10 protein-coding genes, 2 rRNA genes and 1 pseudogene are annotated in these 12141 nt (G+C 65.9%); 10 read left to right on the top strand and 3 right to left on the bottom strand.

Going from position 1 to position 12141, the window contains the following annotated elements:
• The 4 genes from GSE44_RS19665 to GSE44_RS19650 all read left to right on the top strand — a co-directional run.
• Nucleotides 1-135 (top strand): 23S ribosomal RNA (locus GSE44_RS19665); the annotation flags it as partial.
• 114 nt (nucleotides 136-249) lie between these two features.
• A 5S ribosomal RNA gene (rrf, locus tag GSE44_RS19660) occupies nucleotides 250-364 on the top strand.
• 282 nt (nucleotides 365-646) lie between these two features.
• A complete protein-coding gene (locus GSE44_RS19655; protein ID WP_159350536.1) occupies nucleotides 647-1027 on the top strand; it encodes a hypothetical protein in 381 nt (126 codons plus the stop codon).
• Nucleotides 1020-1391, top strand: a complete 372-nt coding sequence (locus GSE44_RS19650; RefSeq protein ID WP_159350535.1) for a response regulator — start codon at nucleotides 1020-1022, stop codon at nucleotides 1389-1391. The genes GSE44_RS19655 and GSE44_RS19650 overlap by 8 nt, the downstream gene beginning before the upstream one ends.
• Before the next feature lie 207 nt (nucleotides 1392-1598).
• Here GSE44_RS19650 and istB read toward each other — a convergent pair whose 3' ends face one another.
• Both istB and GSE44_RS19640 read right to left on the bottom strand, forming a co-directional pair.
• Nucleotides 1599-2360, bottom strand: a complete 762-nt coding sequence (gene istB / locus GSE44_RS19645; protein ID WP_159350534.1) for an IS21-like element helper ATPase IstB — start codon at nucleotides 2358-2360, stop codon at nucleotides 1599-1601.
• 11 nt (nucleotides 2361-2371) lie between these two features.
• Nucleotides 2372-3978 (bottom strand): annotated as a pseudogene (locus GSE44_RS19640) (IS21/IS408/IS1162 family transposase).
• 813 nt (nucleotides 3979-4791) lie between these two features.
• Between GSE44_RS19640 and GSE44_RS19635 the strand changes: the two are divergent.
• Complete coding sequence (locus GSE44_RS19635) at nucleotides 4792-5388, top strand: DUF2383 domain-containing protein (protein ID WP_159350533.1); 597 nt, start codon at nucleotides 4792-4794, stop codon at nucleotides 5386-5388.
• 279 nt (nucleotides 5389-5667) lie between these two features.
• Here GSE44_RS19635 and GSE44_RS19630 read toward each other — a convergent pair whose 3' ends face one another.
• Nucleotides 5668-6372, bottom strand: a complete 705-nt coding sequence (locus GSE44_RS19630; RefSeq protein WP_268893673.1) for a LysR substrate-binding domain-containing protein — start codon at nucleotides 6370-6372, stop codon at nucleotides 5668-5670.
• A gap of 988 nt (nucleotides 6373-7360) precedes the next feature.
• Here GSE44_RS19630 and GSE44_RS19625 point away from each other — a divergent pair.
• From GSE44_RS19625 to GSE44_RS19605, 5 genes are read left to right on the top strand one after another with little or no spacing between them, the layout of a single operon-like run.
• On the top strand, nucleotides 7361-8725 hold the full coding sequence (locus GSE44_RS19625; protein WP_159350532.1) for an ABC transporter substrate-binding protein: 1365 nt from the start codon (nucleotides 7361-7363) through the stop codon (nucleotides 8723-8725).
• Nucleotides 8726-8734: 9 nt separating this feature from the next.
• A complete protein-coding gene (locus GSE44_RS19620; protein WP_159350531.1) occupies nucleotides 8735-9670 on the top strand; it encodes a branched-chain amino acid ABC transporter permease in 936 nt (311 codons plus the stop codon).
• Entirely contained in the window at nucleotides 9667-10608 is a 942-nt protein-coding gene (locus GSE44_RS19615; protein WP_159350530.1) for a branched-chain amino acid ABC transporter permease, read from the top strand. The genes GSE44_RS19620 and GSE44_RS19615 overlap by 4 nt, the downstream gene beginning before the upstream one ends.
• Complete coding sequence (locus tag GSE44_RS19610) at nucleotides 10605-11375, top strand: ABC transporter ATP-binding protein (RefSeq protein WP_159350529.1); 771 nt, start codon at nucleotides 10605-10607, stop codon at nucleotides 11373-11375. Before GSE44_RS19615 ends, GSE44_RS19610 begins: the two co-directional genes overlap by 4 nt.
• Entirely contained in the window at nucleotides 11362-12018 is a 657-nt protein-coding gene (locus GSE44_RS19605; protein ID WP_159350528.1) for an ABC transporter ATP-binding protein, read from the top strand. Before GSE44_RS19610 ends, GSE44_RS19605 begins: the two co-directional genes overlap by 14 nt.
• Nucleotides 12019-12141 lie beyond the last annotated feature (123 nt).

Genomic DNA, 12141 nt, shown 5'->3' with positions numbered 1-12141 from the left:
CATCTAAGCGGGAAACCAGCCTCAAGACGAGGTCTCCCCAAGGGCCGTGATAGACCATCACGTTGATAGGCCGCAGGTGGAAGTCCGGTAACGGACGTAGCTGAGCGGTCCTAATCGCCCGATCGAATTTCAATCATGCCACCATCAGGCGTCCCATCGGGACACCGCACGCAGCATCAAATCGCGTTAGATACATACTCTCTCAGAATAACTGACCAGTCCCGGATTATACAGGATCCGGCCCGGTGATCTGGTGCCTATTGCGAGGCTGCCACACCCGATCCCATCCCGAACTCGGCCGTGAAACGCCTCCGCGCCCATGGTACTGTGTCTTAAGGCACGGGAGAGTCGGTCGGCGCCAGGTCACCAGGCCGGATCCTGTTAGCAAAGCGATACAGTAAAGCCCACAGCCCCCTAAGGCTGTGGGCTTTTTGCGTTCGGAGCTGCGTAGAGAGCTGGGAAGCTACAGGTCGCCTCCGGGCGTTCTCGGTTACAACCCCGCAATTGGGCAGGCGCGCTTCGGACGTGGCCGGGACAGTGTCGTCCCGTTCAGAGACAGGCGAGCGGATCACCTTCGGCGGGTTGTGATTCGCGCCGAGCTTTCGGGAGTTGGCGTGCGACAGCGAGGGGCAGGGCCCAAAGGGTGATGCTGGAGCAAGCTCAGGGCGTGCGCCTGCGTTCTGCCACCGTCCAAACCTTGGCTCTTGCGCTGCATGAGCTCGCCACCAACACTCTCAAACACAGTGCCCTGTTCCAGCCCGACGGGCGGCTCATGATGCGCTGGCGGATCAAGCGGGGCGATGATGGCGCGCCTCGCCTACACATGGATTGGCAGGAGACGGGCATCCGGGTGCCGATCGGGGCAGGCGGCGAACCTCCTCCAACGGGCTACGGGCGTGGGTTGATTGTACGGGCGCTGCCATACCAGCTCCAGGCCAAGAGTGATTGCGAGCTCAAGGCCGACCATGTGCGCTGCACGTTTACCCTGCCCATCCCACCTTTTCACGGAGCACTCGACGATGCCTGATCCGGAGCCTGCGGCCACCTTGCGGGGTCTTCGCATACTTGTGGTCGAGGACGAGTACATGGTGGCCGACGAGCTCCGCCGTGACTTGGTGGAGCACGGTGCCGAGGTCGTTGGTCCGGCGGCGAAGGTGTCCGACGCGCTACGCTTTGTCGCCGTTGCGGGGACCCTCGATGGCGCGGTCCTGGATGTAAATCTCGGGGGCGAGATGGTGTTCCCGGTCGCTGACCTGCTTCGAAAGCGCGGCGTGCCTTTTGTTTTCGCCACCGGCTACGATCGATGGGCAATGCCGCAGGCCTACGCGAATGTCCCCCGCTATGAGAAGCCCGTGACAACGCGCCGTGTTATCCGCGCCCTCTTGGGCTAGGGAATTCGGCTACTGCACCGGAGGGAGGAGCGGTCAGTGGAGGAGCGGGGAGGCGGATCCCTTGCGGTTGGCTGCGTATTCCGGTGATCCTGATCGGCTGTTCCAGCCGAAGGTATCACCCAATCCGGTGATCATGATCACCTGCCACGCATTGGGGCTTGGCAGGGGGACGGGGCCGGGGAGCAGTACGGCCGACGGTTGTAGACTTCACTCGCCGGCTTCGTCGGTCAAGGCATCGTTGCTGGCGTGACGCTTGCGCAAGCTGGCGCCTTTGAGTTCGACCCGGTGGGCACGGTGAATGACGCGGTCCATGATGGCATCCCCGAGTGTCAAATCGCCCACGACGTCGTGCCAGCGGTTTGGGGGGACTTGGCTGGTGATCAGCAGGGAGCCGCGGTCGTAGCGGTCGTCGACGATCTCGAGCAGGTCCCGGCGCTGCTCGGCGCTTAGCGGCTCCGGGCCCCAGTCATCGATGATGAGCAGGCGGGTGCGCTCGATCGCCGCCAGTATCTTGGGCAGCCGCCCCTCGCCCCGGGCGGTTGCCAGATCGGCGAACAGCCGCGGGGCACGCTTGTAGAGGACGGAGTAGCCCTCCCGGCAGGCCTTGTGGCCGAGCGCGCAGGCCAGCCACGACTTGCCGACCCCGGTTGGGCCCGTGATCACCACATGGCTGTGCTCGCGGATCCAGCCGCAACCGGCCAGGCGGAGGAACATCGCCCGGTCCAGGCCGCGCGGGGTGCGGAAATCCGTGTCCTCGATCACCGCCGCCTGGCGCAGCCGGGCCTCCCGCAGCCTGCGGGTGAGGCGGCTGTTCTCCCGGCTGGTCGCCTCGCGGTCGACCAGCAGGCCCAGCCAGTCCTCGCGGGAGAGCGCTGCCGCCTCGGGGGCGCCGAGGAGTTCGGTGAAAGCCTGGGCCATGGCGCTCAGGCCGAGCCCGCGCAGGCGCTCGGCCGTGGGATGGATCAGCATCGGATCGCCTTTCAATTGTAGTAGCCCGGGCCACGGATGTTCTCGTGCAGCAGCATGGCTGGCTCGTCCGGCACGACCCGCCGCTCCTGGCGGTTGTTGAGGATGGCCGCGACCGAGCTGTAGGAGCGCGTCCCCAAGGCGAGCGCCCGGGCACAGGCGGCATCAACCCGCTCGGCACCATGGCGTTTCACCAGGCCGAGGATGCCGATGCAGGAGCGGAACCCCTGCTCGGGATGCGGCCTGGAGCGCAGGATGACCTCCACCAGCGCCGCCGTATCGTGCCCGACGGCACCTGCCTCGCGATGGATGCGCTCATGGCTCCACTCCCGGTAGCGGCGATGGGAGCTGGGCATGTGCTCGGCCTGAGTGCTGGGCTGATGGCGGCGGATGCTGCGGAGATGGCTGGCCACCCGCTGGCCGCGGTGAAAGATCTCCACCGTCGCGGTGGTGGTCCGCGCCTCCACCTCCTGGCGCACCAGGGCGTGCGGCACCGAGTAGAAGTGCCGCTCGACCTCAACATGGTAGTCGAGCCCCACCCGGCAGCGTTTCCAGGCCGCATATTCATAGGCGACGTCCGGCAAGGGCTGCAGCGCCGGCCGGTCGAGTTCCTCGAACAGTGCGCGCCGTGTCGTGCCCAGGGCGCGCATCGGCCGCTCGTTGAGCCGCACCACCAGGGCCTGGACCGCCTCATCGAGTTCGGCCAGGGAGAAAAACCTCTGGTTCCGCAGCCGGGCCAGGATCCATCGCTGCACGACCTGCACGCCGACCTCGGCCTTGGCCTTGTCGCGCGGCTTGTAGGGCCGCGCCGGCAGCACGGCCGTGCCGTAATGCGCCGCCATCTCGGCATAGGTCCGGTTCACCGCCGGCTCGTGGAAGCAGGCCCGGCTGATCCCGGCGCGCAGGTTGTCGCTGACCAGCTGCCGCGCGACACCGCCGAAGTGCTCGAACGCCCGCACATGGCACCCGAGGGCGGCGCGCCGGCGCGCCTTCCCTTCTCTCCTGCCGACGCAGTGCGTCGGCTGCCTGCGGCACCGGCTCGAAGCCAGTCCGCCAGACCCTGGCTCCAGACCGCGCAGGCGAAGGTGTAGCTCGAGGCCCCCAGGACAGCGACGAAGATCTCCGCCCGCCGTTCCTCCCCGCTCGCCCCCTCCAGCACCGCCATGGGGCTGCCGGCGAAATCGACGAAGATCCTCTCGCCGGCCGGATGGATCTGCCGCAGTGTCGGTTTCAGCCGTCCCGTCCAGGACCGGTACAGGTCGCAGAACCAGGAATAGCCGAACCCATCCGGCGCTCCCGCCCGGTATTCCTCCCAGAGCAGCGACAGCGTCACGTTCGGACGCCGCAGCTCCCGGTGCACCCAGGCCCAGTCGGGCTGTGGCCGATCCTCGACCGCGGCTCCGCTGGGGGCGGGAAACAGCAGCGCCTCCAGCCCCGCGTCACTCAGCCCCTCCGGCAACGGCAAGGTCAGCCCGGCACTGCGGGCCCGCCTGAGATAGGCGTGCACCACCCCCTGGCTCAGGCCGAGGCTGCGAGCCATCACCCGCTGGGACAGGCCCTGGCCCCAGCCAAGCCGTAGAACATCTCGGATCTTGCGCATCGGCACTCTCTCGCCTGGCATCCCGCCCCCCTGCTCAGCACAGGGGCGAAACTACCGCTGGTTGAGACTTGCCGGCCGCGCCACTCCTCTGACCCCACCCCCATTCCAGTGATCACGATCACCGGAATCACCGATCAGCATCCACCGGATCCACTGATCACGATCAAACGGAATCGCTGATCACGATCCACCGGATTACGCACGGTTGGCACGGGCCGCACCTCGCTACGCGCCGGTCGGGTCATCTCTGTGAGTAGGATGGAGTAGGGGCTTTGTTGCTTGTTGCGTCATGGTTCAGCGTTTGCGGGGTGGCGCGGACCTTCGGAAACTGCGCAGCCTGCCGCTCCCCGAGCGCAGAACCGTCGCCGCGGACGCGGGCTTGCCGGGCCTCAGGCGTGCCGCCCGGGATTTCCTGGAAACGGCCCGCCGTGAGGCGCAAGACCTGGAAGTGGCGTCGCGAATAGCGTCCTTGGCTCCGTCTGCTGCCTTCTGCACGGTGCATATCGCCTTGACCGCCTTGTGCTTGGCTTTTGGGTCCTCGCATAACCGGCCACCGAGCCGACAGCGTCCCTCACAGCGCCCTCGGCCTTGTCGGCCGCCCCCGATGCCGGCCCTCGTCCATATCGTTCCTCCCTGCCTGTCATGTGCGCGGGCCGAGGAAAGCAACGCCCCTGCCGTTGGGAGGCTTGCGTGGTGGCCATGGTCTCGCCGCCCCGTGGCCGTTTCCAAATCTGGCGCTTTGTCGGCAAGACCGGAGCGGTCCGCCACGGGCTGGGCATTGGGCAGATCGATCCCCAACTGGGTGTTTGCATCTTGGTCCAGAGGTTCGAGCCCATGTCCGACACCACGACTGACGCGAAGTCCGTCGACATCGCGGCCCTGCAGGCGGACCTCGCCGACCTGCTCCAGCTCGAGCTCGACGCGTTGCCGATGTACGCCATGGCCATCTCGGCGCTGCGCGACCAGGCGCTGCGGGAGAGGCTCCGGACCTACCGACAGGACCATGAGCGGCACGCCCGCGATCTCACGGCCCTCATTCGCGAGCTGGGCGGCGCGCCGCCGTTGCTGCCGCACCTGCCGACTGGGCTGTTCAAGCTCGGAGTTCAGATGGCCGGGCTGCCCGGAGGCGACCGGACGATCTTGCTCGGCTTCGTCTCCAACGAGTGGCAGTCGCGCGAGAAGTACGGCCGATACGCCGCCAAGCCCTATCCGCCAGCCATGTCGAGACTCATCGCGAGCCACGCGGCGGACGAGGCCAGGCATTACGACTGGGCCTGCGAGGCGCTGCGCGACCTGGGCTGCGGCGAGGAGACGCTCGCGGGGCAGGCGACGCAGGCCTTCGCCCGGATGCACGGCTCGGTCGCTGACATCCTGGAGGGGATCGGCCGCGCATCGAACGAGGCTATGATTCGGATGAGGCGGAGGAGCTAGTCGCTTGAGCTGGCTGCTCTGACAGAACCTCTTCAGCTCCGGTCCCGCGAGCGGGCGTCCAAGCACGGTCCGTGGCCTCGTGCCCATGGCTTGGCCCGGAGCAGAATGTCCGCTTTTGGGGAACCGCCTCCCGCAAGCGGATGTTATCGTGCCATGGCCGTATCGCGTTCTGATCTGGCACCTTCCCCAACACGGCGATCCCTCCCCAGTCGCAGCAGGTGCCTGCAAACAAGTGGCGAGAACGCATAGCTCCGTGAGCCGGCGCGGCGCGTGGCTGCGCTATGACATGCTGGCCTGGAGCATTCGGTTGGCTCGGAGCCGCTGTAGGGTCAGTTCCATGAAGGTGCGTATCTTGGCCGATGCTCGTCTTCCGTCGGGATTCACGACGTGGATCGGCACCTGCTGTTCCTCGAAATCCTCAAGCAGGATTGTGAGCCTGCTCTCGGCCAGGGCAGGCGCAATCTGGTAGGAAAGCAGCCGCGCGATGCCGTGCCCATCGATCGCCGCGGCCAGTGCCGCATCGACGGTGTTGCAGATGAGCCTCGGAGAGAGCGTGACCGCAACCTTCCTCTCGCGACCGAAACGCCATTCGGGGGACGCCTCAATGCTTGTCGAGCCGATGACGGCGTGATCGCGCAGGTCGCGGGGTGTTGCGGGCGTGCCGTGCCGGGCGAGATAGTCCGGCGTGGCGCAGACCACATGACGCACCGTGCCCACCCGGATGGCTGCCATGCCTGAACCGGCGAGATGCCCGATCCGCACGCCCACATCCGCACCTTCCTCAATCATGTTCAGCACGCGGTCCACGAACAGCGCACGCATCAGGACAGAGGGGTGAAGTGACATGTATTCGGTCATCACGGGCAGCACGTAGATGCGCCCGAACTGGACCGAGGCGGAGCCGAGCGGATGTGGCGTTTCGAGCTGAGGACGCTGGTCTACTGCGCCCTGGGCCTGCCGCTGCGGCTGCCGATCGAGCCGGATGGCTGGTCCCTCAGTACGATGCGGATGGGAATTTGGACGGAGGCGGCCGACCCTGCGGCGCAGGGAGGCTCCGTGTCATCATCAGATCCAGCGCTGCAGGCTTAGGAGGGAGCACCCTGCATGGACGCAGCCGCAAAGTATCGTTCCAATGGGATCGTCCCCTTCCAGGAACTGCCATTTCGCGGGCGATCCTGACCGCCTTCTGCGTCAGCCTGATCGGCATTGGGCTCGCCCGCTTGCCTATACGTCGCTCCTGCCGGCCATCATCGGCGCACACCGGTTCGAGCCCTCGGCGGCCGCCTCTCCGGGGGCGGCGAAGCTGGCGGGCTATCCCGCTGCTGCGCTGCTGGCCGGCCGTTCTCGGCGCGCGTGCCTGCGGTGGTGACGCTGGCGGCCATGATGCTCCTGGCGACAGCCGCCTTCTTCGCTTGCGCCTATTCGGCGAGCTTCGGCTGTTTCAGGATCTCTGCGAGGGCGACAGCGGTCATGAAGACCCGTTCCTGATGAGATCACCGGTGCGGAGCTGCGGCTCGGCAGCTGATCGCGCTGGACGCGCACATCCATCTCAGCCGCGCCTTCGGCAACCCGGACCTATATGCCTCAGGTGATGTCCGGTCCCGGGCACCAACAAGACACCGGATACTGGCCCCAGCAGGACGAAGCAGAGGCGCCTGATCCGGCTGACGTAGAATCGGACGCCGGTGGGCGACGGGAGGTTGCAATCGGACAAGATGAGTAGAAGCCCTGAGTTGGTGCAGCCGGGCGGAGGCACGTCCCGATCGTGGATACCCTCCAGGACGGGCCAGGCACCTGTTCATCGACTGGCTCGCCGGCCGGCGGGATCGCAGCGGCCGCAGTTCCTTGCTTCAAACCTGTGGGAGGTGCTTGCAGGTCTTATTGGACAGCACTGCCACGTCCGGTCACACTTGGCGGCAATGCTAGGCGGGGGCGAACCGACGCCGGCCTATAAGAATGGGGAGGGAGCGTCATGACGTCCGGAGATCCTGGGCCGATCCTTGGGGCTGCCGTCGGGAAGCCTGGCCCCGTTACCCGACGTGAAACGCTCGCCGCGGCTGTTGCGGGCGGTCTTCTACTCTCTGGCCGGCACGTGCAGGCACAGCCATCCAGGCCAGCGGAGATCAAAGTCGGCATCGCGACTTATCTATCGGGGCCGGCGAGCGTCTTCGGGGTGCCGGGGCGTCAGGCGGCAGAGATGCTCTTCGATGAGATCAATGAGGCGGGCGGAATCGGCGGAGTCCGGGTTCGCCCCATCTTCGTGGATGAAGGGCCCGGCGTTGACCACTTCGTCGGTGAGTACCGGCGCCTGGTTCAGAGCGAGGGAGTGCATATCGTCTTCGCGGCGATCTCCTCCGGTGACTGCCTGGCCTGCACCCCCCTTGCTGACGAGATGAAGCGTCCGACCCTGCTCTGGGACTGCGGGACGCAGCGCATCTTCGAGGAGAACCGCTTCGAATACTCCTTCCGCACCCAAGCGAATGCGACGCCCGAGGTTTTGTCGGCGCTGCTCTACCTGTTGCGCGCCAAGCCGGACTTCCGGAGCATTGCCGTCGTCAATCAGGACTATGCCTGGGGCCGCGACTCCTGGGAGATTTTCCGCACGGCAATGCAGGCACTGAAGCCTGGCGTTCGCGTCTCTGCCGAGCTCTTTCCGCGGTTCGGCGCCACGGATTACTCCACCGAGATCACGCGGCTCCTGGCCCTGCGGCCGGATGTGGTTCTATCCACCTCCTGGGGTGGAGATCTTGATGCCTTCATCCGGCAATCCTCGGACCGGCGGCTGTTCGAGCGCAGCACCTTTGTGCTGCCATTGGCGGAGTCTTCGTTGGAGCGCGTCGGGCGCGCATTGCCAGCCGGGCATATCATTGGTGCGCGTGGGGATCATTGGTTTCTGCATCCCGGCCCGAAAGATCCGGCGCTGCTCAAGCGGTTCACGGACAACTTCCGCCGGCGCTTCTCCAGCTATCCAATCTATCCCTGCCATCATATGGCCCAGGCTGTTTTCGCCATGAAGGCGGGCTACGAGAAGGCGATGGCCGCGAAGGGAGGCGGCTGGCCGACCGATGCGGAACTAGCGGCTGCTTTCCGCGGCCTGGAGTTTCCATCCCTTACCGCATCGGTTCGTATCCGTGAGGATGGTCAGGGGCTGGAGAATCAGATCATCGGGACCACGCATCACGCCGATCAGTACCCGTTCGCCGTGATGACGGACATGGTGGTCTTCCCCGCGGAGTTGGTCACCACACCGGTCGGGATGAAGAGTGCGGACTGGCTCAAGACACTGAAGCCGGAGATTATCCAGCGGGTGCCACAGCCCGTCGCCTATCAGCCGTAAGGGGCCGGCATGCAAGCCTGGCTCTCGGAGAACACGCTTCTCCTCGGCCTCGCCGCGCTAGACGGGCTGTCCTATGCAGCGACCGTCTTCATGGTGGCGGTCGGGCTCAACCTGGTGTTCGGGGTGCTCCGCATCCTGAATGTCGCGCATGGCAGCCTCTTCGCCATCGGGGGCTATGTGGCGGCGTCGCTCGGCTTATTCATCACGAGCCGCGGGCTACCGGCGTGGCTCTCGCTGCCCGCGCTCCTGCTGGCGGCCGTGTTGACCGGCGCATTGCTCGGGCCGGTGATCGAGCGGTTGCTGCTCCGGCGCGTCGAGAAGCAGGAGCCGGTGCTGCAGCTGCTGGTCACCTTTGCGCTCTTCATGATCCTGGAGGATCTTCAGAAGCTCCTCTGGGGCGTGCAGCCCGTGGTCTCGGACGCGCCGGTGCGGCTGCTGGGAACGGTGGATGTGCCCTTCGGAGCGGACGTCATTCCATTCACAGCCTATCAGCTCTTCGTCGTGCCGGGCGTGGCGCTGCTCACCTTGCTCGGGCTGGTCTGGTTCCTTCGGCGAACCCTGGCGGGACGCATGATTGTCGCTGTGACCGAGGATCGGGAAGCGGCGCGTGCGATGGGCATTGATGCGGCGCGCGTCACGCTGCTGACCTTCTCAGCCGGGGCTGCGTTGGCCGCCCTCGGCGGTGCACTGGCTTCGCCAACCGCGTCCCTGGTGCCGGGAGTCGGCGCGCAAACCATCGTGCTGTCCTTTGCCGTGGTGGCAACCGCAGGCTTGGGGCGGGTGGAAGGTGCAGCGGTCACGGCGCTGCTGATCGGGCTGGGAAGAGCTTTCGCCGTGTATTTCGAGCCGGAGCTCGAGGTGGTGATTCCTTACATCATCATGGTGGCAGTGCTTCTCATCCGCCCACAAGGCCTGTTCGGCGTGCCGGAAACGCGGCGCATATGAGCCGCGCGAGGGAGGTCGTTCTGGTTCTTGGCGCCGCTGGCCTCGTGCTGGCTATTGCCTGGTTCGTGCCCTGGCTCCGTTTCGTGCTGACCATCGCTCTGGCGAAGGGGCTTGCGGTGCTGGGAATCCTGCTCCTGCTACGCGCCGGACAGGTCAGTTTCGGCCACGCGCTCTATCTCGCCTTCGCAGCCTATGCCGCTGCTTTCGGCGCTGCCCTTGTGCCGGAGACCTTGATCCTGTTGCCACTTGCGGCACTTGGGGCCGCACTGCTTGGTCTTGTCGTTGGACTTTTCGTGGTGAGGTATCGTGAGATCTTCTTCGGCATGCTGAATCTGGCGCTCAGCATGGTTTTCTACTCCGTGCTGGAGAAATTCTACGCCATCACCCATGGAACGGACGGCATTCGCCTACCGCCCACGACCTTCGCCGGCCAGGTCTTGGGCGCGGAGGCGCAGGGCTGGGCGATGCTGTCGCTCGCGCTGGTGCTTTCAGCGTTCTTCGCGTGGCTCATGCGGATCTATCTTGCTTCCCCACTTGGCCAGGCACTGGCCGGTATCAAGACGCGCGAGGCGCGGCTTGAATTCATGGGCATGTCTGCCCGCCGGGTGCTGCTGTCGGCCTATGTGCTCTCGGCGTTGATGGCAGGCACCGGTGGCGCGGTCCTGGGCATGACCACGCGGCATGTGACGCCGGCGCTGGCCTATTGGACCACCTCGGGAGAACTCGTTTTCATCGCCATTCTCGGCGGGGCGGGTAGTGTGGCCGGTCCCTTCCTGGGGGCGATCGCCTATGAACTGACCCGCGTCTATGCTGCGGCTCTTGTCGCCGATGCCTGGCAGATGATTCTCGGATTCGTGCTGCTGCTGGTCATCCTCTTCGCGCCCGGGGGGCTGTGGGCAATAGGACGTGCGTTGATGGGCGGGAGGCGACAGGCATGAGCGCGCTGCTTTCCGCACGCGGCCTGAAGATCGCCTTCGGCGGCCTGAAAGCGGCTGATGGAGTCGATCTGGATGTCGATGACGGCGAGTTCCTCGCCATCATTGGACCGAATGGCGCAGGCAAGACGACCTTCATCAACATGGCGACAGGCTATCTCAGGCCACAGGCCGGGAAGATCAGCTATGCCGGCAGAAATATCCTGGGCATGACCCCCCGCCAGATTGTCAGGCTCGGCATCGGGCGTTCGTTTCAGCTACCGCAGCTCTTTACCGAGCATACGGTGCTGGAGAACGCGGCACTGGCTGTCGCTGCTCGAGATGGCATCTGGTCTCCCTTCTCGCCTCTGCTGCGCCCTCGCTTCAAGCAGGAAGCTGAGGAGTTGCTAGACCGCTTTGGCCTCCTTTCACAGGCCGGGCAAAGGGCGAATGCGCTGAATGAGGGGGCCCGAAAGCTGACGGATATCGCGATGGCCGTCGCCTTGCGGCCACGCCTGCTCCTGATGGATGAGCCGACCAGCGGTGTAGCCTCTTCCGACAAGATGGCGGTGGTGGAGGTGCTGGCGCGCGTGCTTCGCCAATCCGGTGTCACCGCGGTGTTCGTCGAGCACGACATGGAGGTGGTTGCCCGCTTCGCTGACCGGGTCGCGGTGTGGGGGCAGGGACGTATCACGGCCCTGGGCCCGCCCGACCAGGTGCTCAACGACCCAGATGTGCGCCGCGAGGTTATCGGCCTGGCACCAGGCGAGGCGAGTCATGCTGCGGCTTGAGGGTGTTTCGGTTGAGATCGCCGGGGTGCCAGTGCTGCGTGGCGTATCTCTGCAGGTGCCGCCCGGAGGGCGCGTGGCGCTGATCGGCCGGAACGGCGCAGGGAAGACGACCACCCTGCGGACCTTGATGGGCCTACTGACTCCAAGCGGCGGCTCCATCGTCCTGGACGGGCAAGAATGCGTCGCCGTGCCTGCGCATCGGCGCGCGCGGCTGGGGATCGGCTACGCACCGGAGGAGCGCCGGCTTTTTGGATCCTTCACCGTGCGGGAGAACCTGCTGCTCCCGGCGCAGGTGCTCGGTCTTCCCCAAGCTGAGGTCTCCCGGCGGCTCGAAGCTGTTTTTGCGCTACTGCCGGAGTTGCGAGACTTCGCGACGAGACGGGCGGCCGGGCTTTCTGGTGGCCAGGGCAAGATGGTGGCGCTTGGGCGAGCGTTGATGGTGGGCACGCGCGCGGTGCTTCTGGACGAGCCATTTCAAGGCTTGGCCCCGGCGCTCGCGCTTCGTTATGCCGAGGCGCTGGGACGACTGCGCTCAAGTCTACCGGATGTAGCCATTCTGATCACCGAGAGCAGCCCGGAGTTGCTGCAGTCCCTCGTGGACGGAACTTTCGTGATCGAGCGCGGAGAGATCACTGCCGTCTGAACAGGGCGCTGCGTGCCGTCCAACGTAGGACAAGCGTCCGGCCAAATGGGCGCCGCTCCAGCCAGCGGATGGCAAGCATGCGGGCACTGCTGCGTCAGCGTCGGTGGGGAAGTCAAGGAACCT

It is taken from the genome of Muricoccus harenae, assembly GCF_009848505.1.
GTDB classification, from domain to species: Bacteria; Pseudomonadota; Alphaproteobacteria; order Acetobacterales; family Acetobacteraceae; genus Roseomonas; species Roseomonas harenae.
Note: the sequence above shows the minus strand (reverse complement) of the source record. Positions and strands in the feature narration are given on the sequence as shown.